Origin of the sequence: Pantoea sp. RG18, assembly GCF_025910075.1 — a bacterium.
Lineage (GTDB): Bacteria > Pseudomonadota > Gammaproteobacteria > Enterobacterales > Enterobacteriaceae > Pantoea > Pantoea agglomerans.
Map to the genome: position 1 here is coordinate 1 of NZ_JAPCIL010000012.1, position 18,797 is coordinate 18,797.

General features: G+C 55.8%; 18 protein-coding genes. 3 read left to right on the forward strand and 15 right to left on the reverse strand.

Features of this window, described 5'->3' with window-relative positions; genetic code table 11:
• Positions 1–147: 147 nt before the first annotated feature.
• Genes hemG through pepQ form a run of 4 tightly spaced genes read right to left on the reverse strand, consistent with a single transcriptional unit; the run spans position 148 to position 4,131 of the window.
• Entirely contained in the window at positions 148–681 is a 534-nt protein-coding gene (gene hemG / locus OK409_RS13335; protein WP_033773286.1) for a menaquinone-dependent protoporphyrinogen IX dehydrogenase, read from the reverse strand.
• A 17-nt stretch (positions 682–698) separates the two neighbouring features.
• Positions 699–2,150 (reverse strand): Trk system potassium transporter TrkH, encoded by a 1,452-nt coding sequence (trkH, locus tag OK409_RS13340; protein ID WP_010257200.1) that lies wholly within the window; start codon positions 2,148–2,150, stop codon positions 699–701.
• Positions 2,151–2,182: 32 nt separating this feature from the next.
• The gene (locus OK409_RS13345) at positions 2,183–2,800 is read right to left on the reverse strand and encodes an IMPACT family protein (RefSeq protein ID WP_010257205.1); all 618 of its coding nucleotides are present in this window, start codon (positions 2,798–2,800) and stop codon (positions 2,183–2,185) included.
• The gene (gene pepQ, locus OK409_RS13350; RefSeq protein ID WP_264367144.1) at positions 2,800–4,131 is read right to left on the reverse strand and encodes a Xaa-Pro dipeptidase; all 1,332 of its coding nucleotides are present in this window, start codon (positions 4,129–4,131) and stop codon (positions 2,800–2,802) included. Before pepQ ends, OK409_RS13345 begins: the two co-directional genes overlap by 1 nt.
• Before the next feature lie 186 nt (positions 4,132–4,317).
• Here pepQ and fadB point away from each other — a divergent pair, with 186 nt between their 5' ends.
• Both fadB and fadA read left to right on the forward strand, forming a co-directional pair.
• Positions 4,318–6,501 (forward strand): fatty acid oxidation complex subunit alpha FadB, encoded by a 2,184-nt coding sequence (fadB, locus tag OK409_RS13355; RefSeq protein WP_033767553.1) that lies wholly within the window; start codon positions 4,318–4,320, stop codon positions 6,499–6,501.
• A 10-nt stretch (positions 6,502–6,511) separates the two neighbouring features.
• Positions 6,512–7,675: an acetyl-CoA C-acyltransferase FadA gene (gene fadA, locus OK409_RS13360; protein WP_031590260.1), complete on the forward strand. Its 1,164-nt coding sequence runs from the start codon at positions 6,512–6,514 to the stop codon at positions 7,673–7,675.
• 80 nt (positions 7,676–7,755) lie between these two features.
• On the opposite strand, the gene fre is transcribed toward fadA, so the two are convergent.
• From fre to pepE, 3 genes are all read right to left on the reverse strand, one after another.
• Positions 7,756–8,457, reverse strand: a complete 702-nt coding sequence (fre, locus tag OK409_RS13365; protein WP_010257219.1) for an NAD(P)H-flavin reductase — start codon at positions 8,455–8,457, stop codon at positions 7,756–7,758.
• A 41-nt stretch (positions 8,458–8,498) separates the two neighbouring features.
• On the reverse strand, positions 8,499–9,983 hold the full coding sequence (ubiD, locus tag OK409_RS13370; protein ID WP_010257222.1) for a 4-hydroxy-3-polyprenylbenzoate decarboxylase: 1,485 nt from the start codon (positions 9,981–9,983) through the stop codon (positions 8,499–8,501).
• Between the two features lie 80 nt (positions 9,984–10,063).
• Positions 10,064–10,789: a dipeptidase PepE gene (gene pepE / locus OK409_RS13375; protein WP_010257226.1), complete on the reverse strand. Its 726-nt coding sequence runs from the start codon at positions 10,787–10,789 to the stop codon at positions 10,064–10,066.
• A gap of 206 nt (positions 10,790–10,995) precedes the next feature.
• Between pepE and rfaH the strand changes: the two genes are divergently transcribed.
• Positions 10,996–11,484 carry a transcription/translation regulatory transformer protein RfaH gene (gene rfaH / locus OK409_RS13380; RefSeq protein WP_010257230.1) on the forward strand — a complete coding sequence of 163 codons (489 nt, stop codon included), beginning with the start codon at positions 10,996–10,998 and terminating at the stop codon, positions 11,482–11,484.
• Here the strand turns inward: rfaH and tatD are convergent.
• The 8 genes from tatD to rmuC form a co-directional block, all read right to left on the reverse strand.
• On the reverse strand, positions 11,481–12,263 hold the full coding sequence (gene tatD, locus OK409_RS13385; RefSeq protein WP_010257234.1) for a 3'-5' ssDNA/RNA exonuclease TatD: 783 nt from the start codon (positions 12,261–12,263) through the stop codon (positions 11,481–11,483). The genes rfaH and tatD overlap by 4 nt on opposite strands.
• Positions 12,264–12,351: 88 nt before the next feature.
• Positions 12,352–13,110, reverse strand: a complete 759-nt coding sequence (tatC, locus tag OK409_RS13390; RefSeq protein ID WP_010257238.1) for a Sec-independent protein translocase subunit TatC — start codon at positions 13,108–13,110, stop codon at positions 12,352–12,354.
• Positions 13,110–13,775, reverse strand: coding sequence for a Sec-independent protein translocase protein TatB (tatB, locus tag OK409_RS13395; RefSeq protein ID WP_158132087.1), 666 nt, complete (start codon positions 13,773–13,775; stop codon positions 13,110–13,112). Before tatB ends, tatC begins: the two co-directional genes overlap by 1 nt.
• A gap of 3 nt (positions 13,776–13,778) precedes the next feature.
• On the reverse strand, positions 13,779–14,033 hold the full coding sequence (gene tatA / locus OK409_RS13400) for a Sec-independent protein translocase subunit TatA (protein ID WP_010257244.1): 255 nt from the start codon (positions 14,031–14,033) through the stop codon (positions 13,779–13,781).
• Positions 14,034–14,142: 109 nt separating this feature from the next.
• Positions 14,143–15,780, reverse strand: a complete 1,638-nt coding sequence (gene ubiB / locus OK409_RS13405) for a ubiquinone biosynthesis regulatory protein kinase UbiB (RefSeq protein WP_010257248.1) — start codon at positions 15,778–15,780, stop codon at positions 14,143–14,145.
• Positions 15,777–16,382, reverse strand: coding sequence for a ubiquinone biosynthesis protein UbiJ (gene ubiJ, locus OK409_RS13410; protein WP_010257253.1), 606 nt, complete (start codon positions 16,380–16,382; stop codon positions 15,777–15,779). The genes ubiB and ubiJ overlap by 4 nt, the downstream gene beginning before the upstream one ends.
• Before the next feature lie 11 nt (positions 16,383–16,393).
• Complete coding sequence (ubiE, locus tag OK409_RS13415) at positions 16,394–17,152, reverse strand: bifunctional demethylmenaquinone methyltransferase/2-methoxy-6-polyprenyl-1,4-benzoquinol methylase UbiE (protein WP_008926452.1); 759 nt, start codon at positions 17,150–17,152, stop codon at positions 16,394–16,396.
• A gap of 75 nt (positions 17,153–17,227) precedes the next feature.
• Entirely contained in the window at positions 17,228–18,727 is a 1,500-nt protein-coding gene (rmuC, locus tag OK409_RS13420) for a DNA recombination protein RmuC (protein WP_010257260.1), read from the reverse strand.
• Between the last annotated feature and the right edge of the window lie 70 nt (positions 18,728–18,797).

Consider the following 18,797-nt stretch of genomic DNA (forward strand, 5'->3'; position numbering starts at 1 on the left):
GCAGTCTCCTGTGCCTCTCAACCCGATTCCCGTTGCCGGTGTTCCGTGTCGATGGAGGCGCATTATAGGGAGTTCGCGCGGGCTGACAAGTGTTTATTACGAAAAGATTATCGTTCGCAGTAATTTTCATCAAATCGCGCTATTTCGCTACGATTTGCCTGGTAACTGTGCAAAATCATTGGCAAAAGTGCTTACCTGCTGCCAGTCCGTGTACTCCACTTCTTTCGTCGAATCTGTCTCACCACCGGTCATGCGCATAATCAACTGGATCATGACGCGATCGAACCAGCGATAGCGCGGATAATAGAGCGCGCCTGCGAACACGGCACAGCAATCAGGCTGCCACGGCGAGTGTGCCAGGAACTTCTGCGTATAGGCATTGGTTTCAGGAGAGCGCTTCTCAGGTTTGCGCGCCGTCAGGTTCACCGAAAAGAAACCGCTGGTACGCTGCTGCAACTCATGAAGGTGTTGTTTAACGAACTTATCGACGACCGGCTGAAAATGGCCATAGCGGATAGATGCGCCAATTAACACGCGATCATACTGTGCCCAGTCAGGCAGAGTGGCATCCTGAATGTTCAGTACATCACACTGCTGCTGCTGACGGATCACATCAGCAATAGAAGAGGCAATCTTCTTGGTTTGTCCGTCGCGAGTGGAATAGAGAATCAGCGCTTTCATGTCAGCATCCTTATTAATTATTCACGCCAGAAAGTAGGCGTAAACAGCACCAGCAAGGTGAATACCTCGAGACGCCCGAATAACATGGTGGAAATAAGAATCCATTTCGCCACGTCATTCATTGAAGTGAAGTTATCAGCTACGACCCCTAAGCCAGGGCCGAGGTTATTGAGCGTCGCGGCAACGGCAGCAAAAGCCGAGAAGTCGTCAACGCCGGTGGCGATGATCGCCAGCATGCTGATCAGGAACACCAGCGCATAAGCCGAGAAGAATCCCCATACGGCTTCAAGGATACGTTCCGGCAGCGCCCGGTTGCCCAGCTTAATGGTGTAGACCGCATTGGGGTGAACCAGACGCTTAAGCTCACGGTTACCCTGCTTGCATAACAGCAGTATGCGAATCACCTTCAGACCACCGCCGGTTGAACCGGCACAGCCGCCGATAAAGGCGGAGCACAACAGCAGTACCGGCAGGAACAATGGCCAGCGTGCGATGCTGTCGGTCGTGAATCCCGCCGTCGTCGCCATGGAGACCACCTGGAAAAAGGCCTGGTTCAGCGTCTGCCAGCCACTTTCATAGACATTATGGAACCAGAGCACCAGGGTACAGATCAACACCAGCGTCAGCTGAACGCCAATAAACATGCGGAACTCAGGGTCGCGCCAGTACACACGCAGATTGCGTCCGCTTAACATGGCAAAGTGCAGGCCGTAGTTGCAGCCGGAGATCAGCAGAAACACCGCCACGATGGTATTGATAGTGCCACTGTTAAAATAGCCGATACTGGCATCATGGGTTGAGAAGCCGCCAATGGCGATAGTCGAGAAACTGTGGCCGATAGCATCAAACGCTGGCATTCCCGCCAGCCACAATGCCAGCGCACAGGCTATCGTCAGCAGGACGTAGATCAGCCAGAGTGTTTTAGCCGTCTCGGCGATACGCGGTCGCATTTTATTATCTTTCAGCGGCCCCGGCATTTCAGCGCGATAGAGCTGCATGCCCCCGACGCCCAGAATCGGCAGTATCGCCACGGCTAATACGATGATCCCCATACCGCCCAGCCACTGCAGCATCTGCCGATAGAAGAGAATCGCCTTAGGCAACGAGTCCAGCCCCACCAGCGTGGTGGCACCGGTGGTTGTCAGGCCAGAGAAAGATTCAAAGAACGCATCCGTCACCGAAAGATGCGGCTGTTCGGCAAAGATAAAGGGCATCGCCCCTACGCTGCCCAGCACCGTCCAGAACAGGACCACAATCAGAAACCCTTCCCGCGGTTTGAGTTCGGTTTTCTTTTTGCGATTCGGCCACCACAGCAGCGAGCCGATCACCAGCGCCATCATAAAAGTCTGGCTAAACGCCCGCCCTGCGCCATCGCGATAAATTAAGGCGACCAGGCCGGGCAAAATCATCGTCACTGAAAAGAGGATCACCAGCAGACCGACTATGCGGGTAATGGCGCGAAAGTGCATTCAGCCGTTCCTTTAAATAAAAGAGATGAACATCATGGTGTGAGCGGGATCAGCGATAACGCGCCCCGACTAAAGTCTGACAGATTTTTTTTGAACCCGTCGATCTGTCCGTAAGGTACAGCCAGCGTCAACGCAATACGATCCTGAAACTGGCTGTCGGTCACCTTACCTTCAAAACGCTGTACCAGCCGTTCAATATCACTGAGCTGTGCATAGTCACATTGCAAAGTGAACAGCTTCATCGGCACTTTGCGCTGCCGTGGCAGCTGCTTAAGCCCCTGCTGGACGCCACCACCATACGCTTTCACTAAGCCGCCGGTTCCCAGCATGATGCCACCGTAGTAACGCACCACCACAGCGGTAATCTCGCCAATATCCGCGCCCATCAGTTGCGCCAGCATCGGTTTCCCTGCCGTACCCGAAGGTTCACCATCATCAGAGAAACCGAGTTGCTGAGAATCATTCGGCGCGCCCGCTACCCAGGCCCAGCAGTGATGCCGGGCAGTGGGATGCTCGCTTTTAACCTGCTGGACAAACGCGCGCGCTGCCTCTGCACCCTCGGTGTGCGCCAGTAGCGTAATGAAGCGACTCTTTTTGATTGTCTCCTCACTGCTGCTTACTGGCACAGCGGGAATATCAAAGGCCTCCATCAGGCCAGATGCAGATCGCGGGTCATGTTCTCAACGCGATGCGCATGGATCACCACGTTATCCTCGATACGAATCCCGCCATAAGGCCGAAGCGCATCAATGGCATGCCAGTTAAAGTGCTGACTGAAACGACCTTCACGCAGCGGCTTCAGTAACGAATCAATAATATAGAAGCCCGGCTCAATGGTTAATACCATGCCCGGTTGCAGCACGCGGGTGCAGCGAAGATAAGGATATTGCGCTGGCGCGGCGAGATGGGTGCCCTGCTCATCCTGCATAAAACCGGCAACGTCATGGACCTGCAGACCCAGCGGATGCCCCAGGCCATGTGGCATAAACGGACCGGTCAGATCTTCAGCCACCAGCGCTTCTTCGCTGATTCCCTGAACCAGCTCAAACTTCAGCAACATCTTCGCAATACGCTGATGCATCTGAAGGTGGTAATCGGTGTAGCGTACGCCCGGTTTCAGCGTGGCTATCAGGGCCAGCTCTTCAGTGTTCATCGCCTCAACCATTCTGGCATAGAGCGAACTGCTCTGCGCCGCATAGCTGCGGGTCAAATCAGCGGCATAGCCAAGATACTCGGCACCCGCATCAATCAAAAAGCTATGGCGTTTCGCCGGTGGCTGATGATCCAGCCGGGTGTAGTGCAGCACCGCAGCGTGCTCATTCAGCGCAATGATATTGCCGTAAGGTACATCGGTGTCGCGATGACCGGTAGCGGTCAGATACGCCTGATTGATATCGAACTCACTTAAGCCCGCCGAGAACGCCTCTTTCGCCGCGCGATGACCGGCAACCGCCAGCTTCTGCGCCTGGCGCAGACAGGCGAGTTCATAATCAGTTTTGATGCTGCGATGGAAGTGCAGGAAGTCGATTACCGCTTTGGGATTAATATTGCCAGAGGCGATGCCGAGCTGAGAAGCACGCGCGTTAACCGGGCCGATATAGGCGACGTTATCACGCTGTGCAGGCAGCAACTGCGCTATCTCATCCGCATTTTTCAGGCCGATAACGTCGACATCCCCGGTCCAGAAGCTATCCGGCAACGGTTCAACGTTATGCCAGTAATCCACCGGAGAGTAGAACCACAGTTTCGGTTTGTTCACCCCATCAATCCAGAGCCAGCAGTTGGGCACCTGCGTCACCGGCACCCAGGCCTTGAACTGCGGATTCACCTTAAACGGATAAGTGTGATCATCCAGAAACACCGTCAACAACTCACCGGAATGGATCAACATCGCATCCAGTTTATTGCGTGCCAGCACCTGCTGCGCCCGTTGTTGCAACGTGGCGATGTGCGCGTGATACAAGGTCTTCAGTGAATCCATTGACGTCTCTCCAGTGTCGCGAAATGGCCGCAGTTTAGCATACCCCTTGCGCAGATGCCGAAGTCGGCGCAGCTGTGATCTTGTTAGCAAATAAGCAAAGACCAGTTTGCAAAAAATTAACATCGCTCCCACACTCACGATCATCTGGTATGACCAGATCACCTTTCGCGGTTTCAGGAGACGCACATGCTCTACCAAGGCGCTAACCTTACTCTTCACTGGCTGGACGATGGCATCGCCGAGCTGGTTTTTGACGCTACGGGCTCGGTCAACAAGCTCGATACGCAAACTGTCGCCAGCCTGGGCGAGGCAATAGCTGTGCTGGAGCAGCAGCCAGAACTGCGCGGCCTGCTGCTGAGCTCCGCTAAACCTGCATTTATTGTAGGGGCAGATATCACCGAGTTCCTTTCACTGTTTGATGCACCCACCGAAAAGCTGAGCCAGTGGCTGAGTTACGCCAACAGCATCTTCAATCGTCTGGAAGATTTGCCGGTACCGACTCTGGCCGCCATTGACGGCTATGCACTGGGCGGCGGATGTGAATGCGTACTGGCAACCGATCTGCGTATCGCTACTGCGGACGCCCGTATTGGCCTGCCGGAAACCAAACTCGGCATCATGCCGGGATTTGGCGGCAGCGTGCGATTGCCGCGCCTGCTGGGCGCCGACAGTGCGCTGGAAATTATTGCGGCGGGAAAAGATGTCGATGGCAATGCCGCTCTTAAACTCGGTCTGGTCGATGCGGTGGTGTCTCGCGAGAAACTGCGTGAGGCGGGAATCACCATGCTCAAAGCCGCTGCCACTGATGGCAGCTGGCGCGCCCGCCGGGCCCCTAAGCTGGCTCCGCTGAAACTCAGCCCGATTGAAGCGGCCATGAGCTTCACTATCGCGAAAGCCATGGTGCTGCAAACCGCAGGCAAGCATTATCCCGCTCCGCTGATGGCGGTAAAAACCATTGAAGCCGCAGCCAGCCTTGGCCGCGATGACGCGCTGAAGCTTGAAACCGCAGCGTTTGTGCCGCTGGCCCAGTCTGATGAAGCACGCGCGCTGGTCGGCATCTTCCTCAACGACCAGTATGTGAAAGGTCTGGCGAAAAAGCGCGGCAGCGAAAGCGGCGCACCCGCTCAGGCAGCGGTACTGGGCGCAGGCATCATGGGTGGCGGCATCAGCTACCAGTCTGCGTGGAAAGGCGTGCCGGTCAGAATGAAAGATATTAATCCACAGGCGTTAACGCTGGGGATGAACGAAGCCAGCAAGCTGCTCAATAAGCTGCTGGAACGCGGCAAAATCGACGGCAACAAACTCGCCAGTGTGATCGCCACTATCCAGCCCACGCTGGATTACGCCGGTTTTGAACAGGCTGATGTGGTGGTTGAAGCGGTGGTAGAGAACCCGCTGATCAAGGCAAAAGTGCTGGCGGAAACCGAACAGCATCTGCGTGAGGATGCGATTCTGGCCTCCAATACCTCGACCATTCCCATCAGCCAGCTGGCGCAGGCGCTTCAGCGTCCGGAAAACTTCTGCGGCATGCACTTCTTCAATCCGGTACCGCGTATGCCGCTGGTAGAGGTGGTTCGTGGCGAGAAAACCAGTGAAGCGACCCTGAGCAAAGTGGTGGCCTGGGCCAGCAAAATGGGCAAAACCCCGATCGTAGTGAATGACTGTCCGGGCTTCTTTGTTAACCGGGTGCTGTTCCCTTACTTCGCCGCTTTCAGCCTGCTGCTGCGCGACGGCGCCGATTTCCGTCAGATTGATAAAGTGATGGAAAAACAGTTTGGCTGGCCGATGGGCCCCTCATGGCTGCTGGATGTGGTCGGCATCGATACCGCGCACCACGCGCAAAGCGTCATGGCTGACGGTTTCCCGGATCGTATGAAGCATGACTATCGTGATGCGATCGATCTGCTGTTTGATGCTGGTCGTTTTGGCCAGAAAAATGGCAAAGGCTTCTGGCGCTGGGAAGAAGATAAAAAAGGCAAACTGACAAAAGTGGCTGATACCGAAGTGGATACGCTGCTGGAGCAGGTCTGCCAGCCTAAGCGGGTCTTCAGCGACGAAGAGATCCTGAATCGCATGATGCTGCCAATGCTGAATGAAGTAGTGCGCTGCCTGGAAGAGAAGATTATTGCCTCGCCAGCGGAAGCGGATATGGCGCTGGTCTATGGTCTCGGCTTCCCGCCTTTCCGTGGCGGCGCTTTCCGCTATCTCGATACCCTGGGCAACAGCAATGTGGTGGATCAGGCCCGGCGTTATAGCGCGCTCGGTGGCTTATATGCCCTGCCTGCGCTGCTGGTGCAGAAAGCCCATCAGCATGAAAGCTGGTATCCCGCCGCCAAACCGATTGATGAAGCCGCGCTGAAAAGCGCCTGAGGGCAAAAAGATGGAAAATGTGGTGATTATTGATGCGGTGCGCACGCCAATGGGACGTTCAAAAGGCGGCGCCTTTCGTCACGTGCGCGCTGAAGATCTCTCTGCGCACCTGATGCGCGAACTCCTGAGCCGCAACCCGGCGGTGAACCCGACATCACTGGACGATATCGTCTGGGGCTGCGTACAGCAGACGCTGGAACAGGGATTTAATATCGCGCGTAACGCCGCGCTGCTGGCCGAAATCCCGCATTCAGTGCCGGCCACCACCGTCAACCGACTGTGTGGCTCTTCAATGCAGGCGCTGCATGATGCGGCCCGCGCCATTATGGTCGGTGATGCGCAATGCTGTCTGATCGGTGGCGTGGAGCATATGGGACATGTGCCGATGAATCACGGCGTCGACTTTCATCCCGGTCTGGGCCGTACCGTGGCAAAAGCAGCAGGCATGATGGGCTTAACGGCTGAAATGCTGGCACGGATGCATCATATCAGCCGTGAGCAGCAGGATGCATTTGCCCTGCGTTCACACCAGCGGGCCTGGCAGGCCACCCAGCGTGGGGACTTTGCAACAGAGATTGTCGCCACCTATGGTCACGACAGCGACGGCATTCTTAAACGCTATGACTTCGATGAGGTGATTCGCGAGGAGACCAGCGCCGAAGGACTGGCGGCACTCAAACCCGCCTTCGATCCGGTAAACGGCACCGTCACGGCGGGTACATCGTCGGCGTTGTCAGATGGCGCGGCCGCCATGCTGGTCATGAGCGAATCACGCGCCCGTGAGCTGGGGCTGACAGCGCGCGCGCGCATCCGCAGCATGGCGGTGGTGGGCTGTGATCCTTCGATAATGGGTTATGGACCGGTACCGGCCAGCAAACTGGCATTGAAACGGGCGGGACTGAGCGTCAGTGATATCGATGTGTTTGAGCTGAATGAAGCCTTTGCCGCGCAGACGCTGCCGTGTATCAAGGACTTAGGTTTGCTGGAACGGATGGATGATAAGGTCAATCTGAATGGCGGCGCGATTGCGTTAGGCCATCCGCTGGGCTGCTCCGGCGCACGCATCAGCACGACATTGCTGAATATTATGGAGCGACGCGATGCCCGTTTTGGCCTCGCCACCATGTGCATCGGACTGGGTCAGGGCATTGCGACCGTATTCGAGCGTCTGTAATACGTTGAGTCTTACTTTGTCAGATTTACCCGCCGTAAACCGGCGGGTTTTTTCTGTCTGCTACAGGCTGCTACAGGGAATCAGATAAAGGCAAACGCATCGCCATACATCTGTGACTCCACCGCGCCACGCTCGGCACAGAAACGATCGCGGGCAATCTTCGCCATCTCAAAACGTCCGGCGATGTAGATCTCATGCTCGCTCAGCGTACTGAAGTCCTGCATTACTGCCGTCAGTACCGTGCCTGAACGGCCCTGCCAGCCCGCTTCAGGTTGCTCGACAACCGGAATCACCTTCAGGTTCGGGTGCTTCACTGCCAGCGCATCCAGCTCTTCCAGATCGTACAAATGCTTGAGCTCACGTCCGCCCCAGTAAATGGCGATATCGCGCTCTGGCTGTTCCGCCAGTGCAGTGAGCAGAATCGAACGGGCATAGGAGAAACCGGTGCCGCCTGCAATCAGGATCAGCGGCTTGCTGCTCTCTTCACGCAGCCAGGCATCGCCGTGCGGCATATCAACCGTAATCTGGCGATCGTTACGGATGCGATCCATGACGGCCATGGCATAGAGGTTCAGATCGGACGCGCCGATATGCAACTCAATGATATCTTTTTCCATCGGCGTTGAGGCCAGTGAGAACGGACGCTTGTCACGCTCGTCCATCACTACCATCAGATACTGTCCCGCGCGAAAACTGAATTCCGCTTCAGGGATCAGGCGAACGCGATAGACCGTGTCGGTAATCGCCTCAACCGAAGTTACTTTACAGCTTAACGTTGTCATGCGTTCCCTCTGTCGGGTCGTCTTTATGGTTGTGCTCGCCATCAACGCTGTGGCGGCTGATCAAAAATACCTAGCTCATCCCAGATAGCATCAATGCGCGCGGTGACCGCAGGATCTTTAACGATAGGTGTACCCCATTCGCGCTGCGTTTCACCTGGCCACTTATTGGTCGCATCCATCCCCATCTTCGATCCCAGCCCGGAAACGGGCGAAGCGAAATCGAGATAATCGATTGGGGTATTTTCCACTAATACCGTATCGCGGGCCGGATCCATACGCGTGGTGATCGCCCAGATCACGTCGTTCCAGTCACGCGCATTAACGTCATCGTCACACACAATAACAAATTTGGTGTACATGAACTGCCGCAGAAACGACCAGACGCCAAACATGACACGTTTGGCATGCCCCGCGTACTGCTTTTTAATCGTCACGACCGCCAGCCGGTATGAACACCCTTCTGGCGGCAGATAGAAGTCCACGATCTCCGGGAACTGCTTCACCAGAATCGGCACCAGCACTTCATTCAGCGCCACACCCAGCACCGCAGGTTCATCTGGCGGACGGCCGGTATAGGTGGAGTGATAGATAGGCTTATGGCGCTGCGTAATATGCGTAACGGTAAACACCGGGAAGCTATCTACTTCATTGTAGTAGCCGGTGTGGTCGCCGTAAGGTCCTTCCGGCGCCATATCGCCCGCTTCGATATACCCTTCCAGCACGATTTCCGCGCTGGCAGGAACTTCGAGATCGTTCGAGAGGCATTTCACTACTTCGGTTTTATTGCCGCGCAGTAAACCGGCAAACGCATATTCTGACAGCGTATCAGGCACCGGTGTCACCGCACCGAGGATAGTGGCAGGATCGGCACCCAGCGCCACCGAGACCGGAAAACGCTCACCCGGATGCGCTTTCGTCCACTCCAGATAATCGAGCGCACCGCCACGGTGCGACAGCCAGCGCATGATCAGCCGATTTTTGCCGATCACCTGCTGCCGGTAGATACCGAGATTCTGCCGCTCTTTGTGCGGGCCGCGCGTCACGGTCAGCCCCCACGTAATCAGCGGGGCCGCATCGCCCGGCCAGCACTTCATCACCGGAATCCGCGTCAGATCGACTTCATCGCCGCTGAACACCTCTTCCTGACAGGGTGCATTGCGCAGGCGTTTGGTCGGCATGTTCAGGACCTGCTTAAACTGCGGCATCTTATCGAACAGATCGCGGAAGCCTTTTGGCGGCTCCGGCTCTTTCAGGAAGGCCAGCAGTTTACCCACTTCACGCAGTGCGCTGACCTCTTCCTGGCCCATGCCCATTGCCACACGCTTTGGTGTGCCGAACAGATTGCACAGTACCGGCATGTCGTACCCTTTCGGGTTTTCAAACAGCAGAGCCGGGCCACCGGCACGCAGGGTGCGGTCGGCGATTTCAGTCATTTCCAGTTCAGGATCGATTGACTGGGTAATGCGCTTTAGCTCACCGCGCTGTTCGAGCAGCGCGAGAAAGTCTCTTAAATCGTGATATTTCATGCGGCTTTAGCTTTCCGGCCAGAGTGAATCGGCCATTATAGGTCTGATTAAGCGGTTATGCTGAGGTTTATATGGCAGCGTCATACGCACTGAAAGGGAACCAGCGGTTGTAACGCGCGGGCATCGTGATACCCCTGAATCGGCTCGCCGTGGCGAAACAGTTTAAAATCTTCGTTTCGCACGCTGTGATAGCGCAGCTGATTGTCGTGAACGTGCAGAAAACTGCCTTCACGCAGTGCAATCACCGACTCAGTCGGATTAACTGCACAGAACTCTGCCAGCCGTTCGTCACGGGTTTCGCCCATATGACCGCTGACGCTGGCATCCAGATAATGGGGATTAATCTGCACCGGAAAGAGTCCCAGCGCAGGCAGCACCACGCTGCTGCGCACCGGCATATCGTTCGTGGTACGGATTGAGGGCGTCGCCACGTTGCAGCCTGCGCTCCAGCCGACATAAGGTACCTGCCGCTCCCGCACCGCGCGCTGAATCGCCCCGATCAGACCCTGCTCATGCAGCATCTGATTCAGGAACCAGGTGTTGCCGCCGCTGACTAAAATCAGCTCTGCCTGCGCAATCGCTTCAGCCGGTGAGGCGAATGCCTGAACCCGCTCAACCTGAATGCCCAGAGAGGCACTGAGTTCGGCGGCGCGTTGCTGCTGATCGCCACGAATAATCGCGTAGGGGATCAGTACCGCCGAGCGGATAGCGCGTCGGGCGATCATGGCGTGCAGCTGCGGCTGCGCATAGCCCAGCAGCGGCGCATCATCCGCCAGCTTGCCGTTGCTCAACAGAAAGAGTTCCATCAGAGGATCCTTTTGCAGATGTGATGGACATTGAGTCTGATACAGAGCAATAGCAGACGTCAATTTTCAGTCACCTTTTCTGCTGCCATCGGGCATCTTAAGAAAAGTCTCAGTTTATTTTCTTTGCGGGACGCTTTACCCTGCCCCTGCGCTATAACTCTGGCAACAGGTTTGCTATTCTTAGCGTCCATTCAATGGGAGCAGTTATGGAATCCTGGTACTTACTCTATTGCAAACGTGGACAGCTACTGCGCGCGAAGGAGCATCTGGAGCGGCAGGAAGTGCATTGCCTCAGCCCGATGATCGCTCTGGAAAAGATCGTGCGCGGTAAACGCACCACCGTGAGTGAGCCCCTGTTCCCGAATTATCTGTTTATCGAGTTTGATCCGGAAGCCATTCACACCACGACGATCAGCAGCACCCGTGGCGTCAGCCACTTCGTGCGCTTTGGCACGACGCCCGCGACCGTGCCTTCAGCCGTGATTGAAGCGCTGGAAACAGACGTCCCGCAAATCCTGCTTGACCCTGAAACGCCGCAAAGCGGTGATGAAGTGGTCATCACCGACGGGACGTTTGAAGGGCTGCGCGCCATCTTTGCCGAGCCGGATGGTGAAACGCGCTCAATTCTGTTGCTTAATTTGCTGAACAAGCAGGTAATGCGCAGCGTCGACAACAAGCAGTTTCGCAAGATTTAAGCCAGTCTGAATAACGTCCGCGCATTATGGTCGATGCGGGTCGCCAGTTCCTCAGCACTCTCACCACGCCATGTCGCCACCTGGTGCACAATATGCGGTAAAAAGCAGGGTTCATTACGGCGCGAAGTCGGGCGTGGACGCATGTCGCGCGGCAGCAGATATGGGGCATCCGTTTCCAGCAGCAGGCGATCGGCCGGAATCAGTGGCAGCAGCTCGCGCAACTCCAGACCACGGCGCTCATCGCATACCCAGCCCGTAATCCCTACCGATAATCCCATGCCCAGACAGGCTTCCAGTTCGTCACGCGTGCCGGTAAAGCAGTGGATTACCGCGCCAGGCAGTTTTGGCAGCCAGGGCGCCAGCACTGCGGCGAAACGCGCATGGGCTTCGCGGCAGTGCAGAAAGACCGGCATATTGAGTTCTGCCGCCAGAGCCAGCTGCGCATCAAACGCATACTCCTGCTGCTCATGAGCCGACAGATTGCGATTGAAATCGAGTCCGCATTCACCGATGGCAACCACTTCCGGTTTTTCAGCCAGGCGACGCAGGGTGCTGGCAATTTCCGTTGACCATTCGCTGGCATGATGAGGATGAACGCCCGCGGTAGACCAACAGAAGCCCGCTTGATCTTCAGCCAGTCGCTGAGCCTGCTGGCTCTCCAGCGCGTTAGTGCCGGTAATAAGCATGCCGGTGACGCCCGCATCACGCGCGCGTTTAACCACCTTTTGCCGGTCGGAGGCGAATTGCGTGCTGGTCAGGTTTACACCGATATCAAACATAATTTTTCCCACAGTTTATAAACAAAAACCGCCCATCAGGGCGGTTTGGATTAATCGCTTCCCGCCAGTGCGGGTAAAGCTGTCCGCATCAGGAGTCGGTATTCTCTTCTTCATCCTGTAACCGGCGGCCTTTACCCACATAGTAACGGGAAAAGAATACGCCGACTTCAAACAGGCAGTACATCGGAATAGCGAGCAAAGTTTGGGAAAAAACATCCGGCGGTGTGAGCAACATCCCGACCACGAAGGCGCCCACCAGAATATAGGGACGTTTCTTCTTCAACTCTTCCGGGCTGGTGATACCGGTCCAGCACAGCAACACAATCGCCACCGGCACTTCAAACGCCACGCCAAATGCCATAAACAGCGTCATGACAAAATCGAGGTATTTGGAGATATCCGTTGCTACAGTCACGCCGATCGGCGCTGTCTTGGTGAAAAAACCAAATGCCAGCGGGAAGACCACGAAATAGGCAAAGGCCACGCCGAAGTAGAACAGGAAGGTGCTGGAAAACAGCAGCGGCATAACCAGCCTGCGCTCATGACGGTAAAGCGCCGGGGCGACAAATGCCCAGACCTGATAAAGGATCACCGGCACCGCAAGAAACACCGACACTATAATGGTCAGCTTAATCGGGGTGAAAAACGGTGAGGCCACATCGGTCGCGATCATGCTGGAGCCCACCGGCATCTGGCTGATTAGCGGTGCCGCAACCAGCTGGTAGATGTCGTTGGCGAAATAAACCAGCACCAGGAAAATCGCTAATACGGCGATGATGCAGTTCAGTAGTCGCTTACGCAGCTCAATCAGATGACTGATGAGCGGTTGGGTATCTTCAACGGCCATTATCGTTCATCACTTGCAGAAGAGGGGGTAGCGGACTGACGCGCAGGATCGGCCGGCCTGGCGACGTCGCCAGTGGGTGCCTGTGCCGGTGCGCTGGCCACAGCGGTTGGTGCGGCAGAGGATTGCGCCGCCGGACCTGATGAAACCGCTGAAGAAGCCGGTGCCGGAGCAGTGGCGACGGCTGAAGGTGCGGCAGAGGATTGCACCGCCGGACCTGAGTCTGAAACCTCAGACGGTGTCTGTGCCGGGGCACTGGCCTGGTGTTCTGCTGTAGCCGGTGTCGCCGAAGGCTCAGCCGGAGCAGGCGCGGGCCTGTGCTGAGCCGAATGGATGGTGTTTGCCTCGTCTTCCTCTTTTTCAATGTCGATGCTCTGACTGACCGAGCGTTTCATTGAATCCGCAGTTTTACGCAGCTCTTCCATCGACTCTTTCAGCTCTGGTGAGAGCGTGCCACGGCCCGCTTCTTCCACCTTTTTCAGGCTCTCCTGCAACTCCTGCAGCTTGAGCTCCTGCGCCAGTTCATGTTGTACATTGGCTGCCAGCGAACGAATCGCCCTGATCCAGCCGACCACGGTTTTCACCGCAACCGGTAAACGTTGCGGGCCGAGTACAATCAGCCCGATCACGAACACCAATACCAGTTCACTAAAACCAATATCAAACACGGTTTACACCTGCTTGTCGTTCTTGGCTTCTTCTTTGTTAGCCGAAGTTTGCTGTTTGTCCGCCAGCGTTTTGGCAGCGAAGTCAGCGTCCTGCTCTTTCGGTTGATCCTTTTTGTCGTCCTCGTCACCCATGGCTTTTTTGAAGCCACGAATCGAAGAACCCAAATCTGAACCCAGATTACGTAATTTGTTGGTACCGAACAGAAGTACAACAATCACGGCAATGATTAACAATTGCCAGATACTGATACCGCCCATGAGATAGCCTCTAATATTCTGTGAAAACGATGAGGTAATGCACCACAGAGTGCCCTTTTCAACCGGGCCTGAGCCAGCGACATTACCTTTTTTTAGACGGGCGTGACAATCAGTTTGTCTTACGCCAGCCGATTAACCAGGAGACAATTCCTGCTGCCATCAACACCGCCGGGAAAAAGTCCCAATCCGGTCGGGTGAGCAGCACAGCCGTTCCGCTTAACAGCAACGTTGCACCGACGCCGAACAGGTAACGCGCCTGATGGTGCCGGACGCGCTGCGCATTCATATCGCCCACTAATTTATCGACGCTGTGCCGCAAAAGTTTGTGCTGGCGCATGCTGTCGTAAAACAGCTCCGGCAGCTCAGGGAGCTTCTCAGCCCAGAATGGCGCTTTCTCTTTTACCGCACGGATAATAGCCGGTAATCCCACCTGATCTTTGATCCACTCTTCCAGGAAGGGCTTGGCTGTCTTCCACAGGTCGAGCTGCGGATAGAGCTGACGGCCGATGCCTTCAACATAGAGCAGCGTTTTTTGCAGCAGGACCAGCTGCGGCTGCACTTCCATATTAAAGCGGCGTGCGGTGTTGAACAGGTTCAGCAGCACATGCCCGAAGGAGATTTCAGCCAGCGGTTTTTCAAAAATCGGCTCGCAGACCGTACGAATCGCAAACTCGAAATCTTCTACGTTGGTATCGGGCGGCACCCAGCCTGAGTCAACGTGCAACTCCGCGACCTTACGGTAGTCACGGTTGAAGAAGGCGATAAAGTTTTCAGCCAGATAGCGCTTATCTTCTTTGTTCAGTGAACCCACGATACCGCAATCGATGCCGATATATTGTGGATCTTCCGGATGTTCATAGCTGACAAAAATATTGCCAGGATGCATATCCGCATGGAAGAAGCTGTCGCGGAAGACCTGGGTGAAGAAGACCTGCACGCCACGTTCTGCCAGCAGCTTCATATTAACGCCATGACGCTCCAGCGTGGCAACATCTGAAATCGGAATGCCGTAGATGCGCTCCATCACCATCATGGTTTCGCTGCAGTAGTCGGAATAGACTTCCGGCACATAGAGCATGCGGCTATCTTCAAAATTCCGGCGCAGCTGAATGGCGTTGGCCGCTTCACGTAACAGATTCAGCTCATCAAGCAGGGTTTTCTCATAATCGCGCACCACTTCAACCGGACGCAGACGACGGCCATCCGGCAACAGGCGCGGGACCCAGCGGGCCAGGCGATAGATCAGCTTCATGTCCGCCCGAATCACCGGCAAAATATCGGGGCGAATCACTTTGATCACCACTTTCTTGCCAGTTGATTTCAGCGTAGCGGTGTGCACCTGCGCAATGGATGCCGAAGCCAGTGGCTTGATATCAAAATCATCAAACCAGGTTTCAATCGGCGCGCCCATTGAAGCTTCAATCTGCGCTTTGGCTTTGACGCCATCGAACGGCGCAACACGGTCCTGCAGGATCGCCAGTTGATCGGCAATCAGCGGCGGGAAGAGATCACGACGGGTCGACAGCATCTGGCCAAACTTGATCCAGACCGGACCCAGCTGCTCCATCGCCATGCGCATACGTGCGCCGATCGGTTCATGCTGATGCAGATTAGGGATCCAGAAAACAGAGCGACGCCACAGGCGGAACAGGAAAGTGAGGCGTGTCTGAGGAATCAGTTCATCAAGGCCATAGGTCAGAAACACCTTCATGATCAGATATAAGCGGCGGATCTCTCCAAAACTCATTTTGCCTCCAGCTGCGCCAGACGCGCATCAAGCGCCTCAAGCGAACGTTCCATCGCATCGACCTCCTCAGAAAACCAGGCTAATTCCAGCGAGCCAGGCGCAACACGCCACTCTTCGGTTATGGCCTGTCCGAGATAATCCTGGCGACGCTGCACTTCACCTTTGAAAAAGCGTAATGCCTGTTGTGAGCGCTGGCTGATCCCCTGTGCGGCGATATCGCCGACCCAGGGAGCCAGATATTCTGCCGGATCCAGCTCAGCCAGATCCATCAGCGCAGAGAACTGCTGCACCACCTGCAGGTCACCTTCAACCTGCAGTTCACCGCTGCGGATCAGCGGCGTCAGCTGCTGGCGATCGCGCAGCTTCGGCAGGGTTTTCAGCGAGGTGATCACCGTGCAGTCACTGCGATCCTGCCAGTCAGCCAACACATCGACCTGCTGTTCACTGAAGACCAGCACCAGCGGATGAGAGAACTCATTCAGGCGCAGCGTCAGCACTTTGCCATTCAGGCGTTGCCGCGCCGGTTTCAGGCCACGATCGCGATAGAGAATACGGTTCAGCGCCGTTTCCAGGCCCGCGGTAATCAAGGGCGTCAGGTTCATTACCATCTCACTCAGAACTTAAATCCACGATGCAGCGCCACAATGCCGCCGGTCATATTGGAGTAAGTGGTATTTTCAAAACCGACATCGTTCATCATCGCTTTCAGGGTCTCCTGATCGGGATGCATGCGGATCGATTCGGCCAGATAGCGATAGCTCTCTGCATCCTGCGCCACCAGCTGTCCGATACGCGGCAGAATATGGAACGAGTAGGCGTCATACGCTTTGCTCAGCGGATCCAGGACGGGTTTAGAGAACTCCAGCACCAGCAGGCGTCCGCCCGGCTTGAGTACCCGGAACATAGAGGCCAGCGCCTTCTCTTTTTCCGTAACGTTACGCAGGCCAAAAGAGATGGTAATGCAGTCGAAATAGTTATCAGGGAAAGGCAGGGCTTCGGCATTGGCCTGTACGTAACTCACATTGCCGACCACGCCCTGATTGCGCAGCTTTTCGCGGCCCATCTTCAGCATGGAACTGTTGATATCGGCCAGTACAACCTGACCCGTTTCGCCCACCAGGCGAGAAAATTTAGCCGTCAGATCGCCGGTACCCCCCGCCAGATCCAACACGCGCTGACCGCGACGTACGCCGCTGCTGTCAATGGTAAAACGCTTCCAGATACGATGGACGCCAAACGACATCAAATCGTTCATCAGGTCATATTTTGCCGCTACGGAGTGAAACACGTCCGCGACTTTGTCAGCTTTTTCGCTTTTGGCGACCGTCTGAAAGCCAAAATGGGTAGTTTCCTGCTGTGATTCATCTGCCATCGGTTTTACCTGCTCCACAAACAATACTTCCCGAAGTGTATCAGAGTCACGGAAGTCAGGCACGCTGCGCCCATACTATTCGTGGAGGCGCCTCACATGCATCTCACTCTCATCCGCATCACTGTCATCATCTGCGTCATCAGCCGCCCGGTTTTCCGGCATGGCACGTTCGGCCAGCTGAGGATTGATTGGTCGTTTGATCTCCACGCCCAGCGCTCGAAATCCTTCAGTCTGCGCAATCAGATTGCCGCGCCCTTCTGACAGCTTTTTCATCGCCTCGCGATAGCTGTTTTGCGCCTTATCCAGGCTGTGACCAATGCCGCTCATGTCATCGACAAACAGCCGCATCTTGTCATAGAGCCGCGTTGCCCGATCGGCAATACGCTGTGCATTGCGGCTCTGATGCTCATAGCGCCACAGATTATTAATGGTACGCAACGCCACCAGCAGCGTGGTGGGGCTGACCAGCATGATGTTCTGCTGCAGCGCCTCACCAATCAGCTCAGGCTGGCGGTCAATGGCCAGCAAAAAGGCGGGCTCCACCGGGATAAACATCAGCACATAATCCAGCGATCGTAAGCCGGGCAATTGTTGATAATCTTTTCGTCCCAGCAGGCGGATGTGCGCCCGCATGGCAGCGACATGTTCCTGAATAGCCTGCTCTCGCTCGATCTCATCATCCGCATTGAAGTAGCGCTCATAGGCCACCAGCGTCATTTTGGCGTCCACCACCACATCTTTGCCCTGCGGCAGGCGCACAATCACATCCGGCTGCATCCTGCCCTGCTGTTCTGACTGAATGCTCACCTGGGTTTCATATTCGTAGCCTTCACGCAGTCCGGAAGCTTCCAGTACCCGGCTCAGCACCACTTCACCCCAGTTACCCTGGATTTTATTATCGCCCTTCAGCGCTTTGGTCAGGTTAAGCGCCTCCTGCGCCATCTGCGCATTCAGCTGCTGTAACTGCCGGATTTCATGGGTCAGGGTATGCCGTTCACGCGCCTCTGCGCCAAAGCTTTCATGAACCTGACGACGGAAGCCATCAAGCTGTTCACGCAACGGGCCAATCAGCCCGTCCAGACTTTGCCGGTTCTGTTCATCGACGCGACGGCCGCTGTTTTCGAAAATACGGTTGGCGAGGTTTTCAAACTGGGCGCTAAGGCGTTGTTCGCTGTTGGTCAGCAGGCGCTGTTTCTCTTCTGCGGCGAAACGGGTCTCTTCAAGGCGAATGGTCACCTCGCGCAGCTCCGCTTCCTGCGCGCTGTTGACCTCCAGCTGATTGCGCAGTTCACGATTAAGCTGCTCACTTTCATTACGCCAGTAATCAAGCTGTTGCAGCCGCTCATTGGCACCGCTCAGCGCGCCGTGCAGCTGACGAAGCTCCTGCTCACGCTGCTGCGTCTGCTGCTGAAGCTGTTCGATCTGCTGCTGCTGACGCTGTTGCGCCTCTTCCTGCAAACGGCGCTCGGTCTGGAAACTGGCGACCTGATGGCCGGCACGTAACTGTGCCAGCATCCAGCCAATCCCTAACCCGGCAAGCGCCAGACAGGCGCTGATAATGATGTGCTGATCCATGATTTCCCCCGCGACTCAGGCTGCTGAGGGAAAGGTAGAGTCGCACTGTATGAATGTCCAGATAATTTTA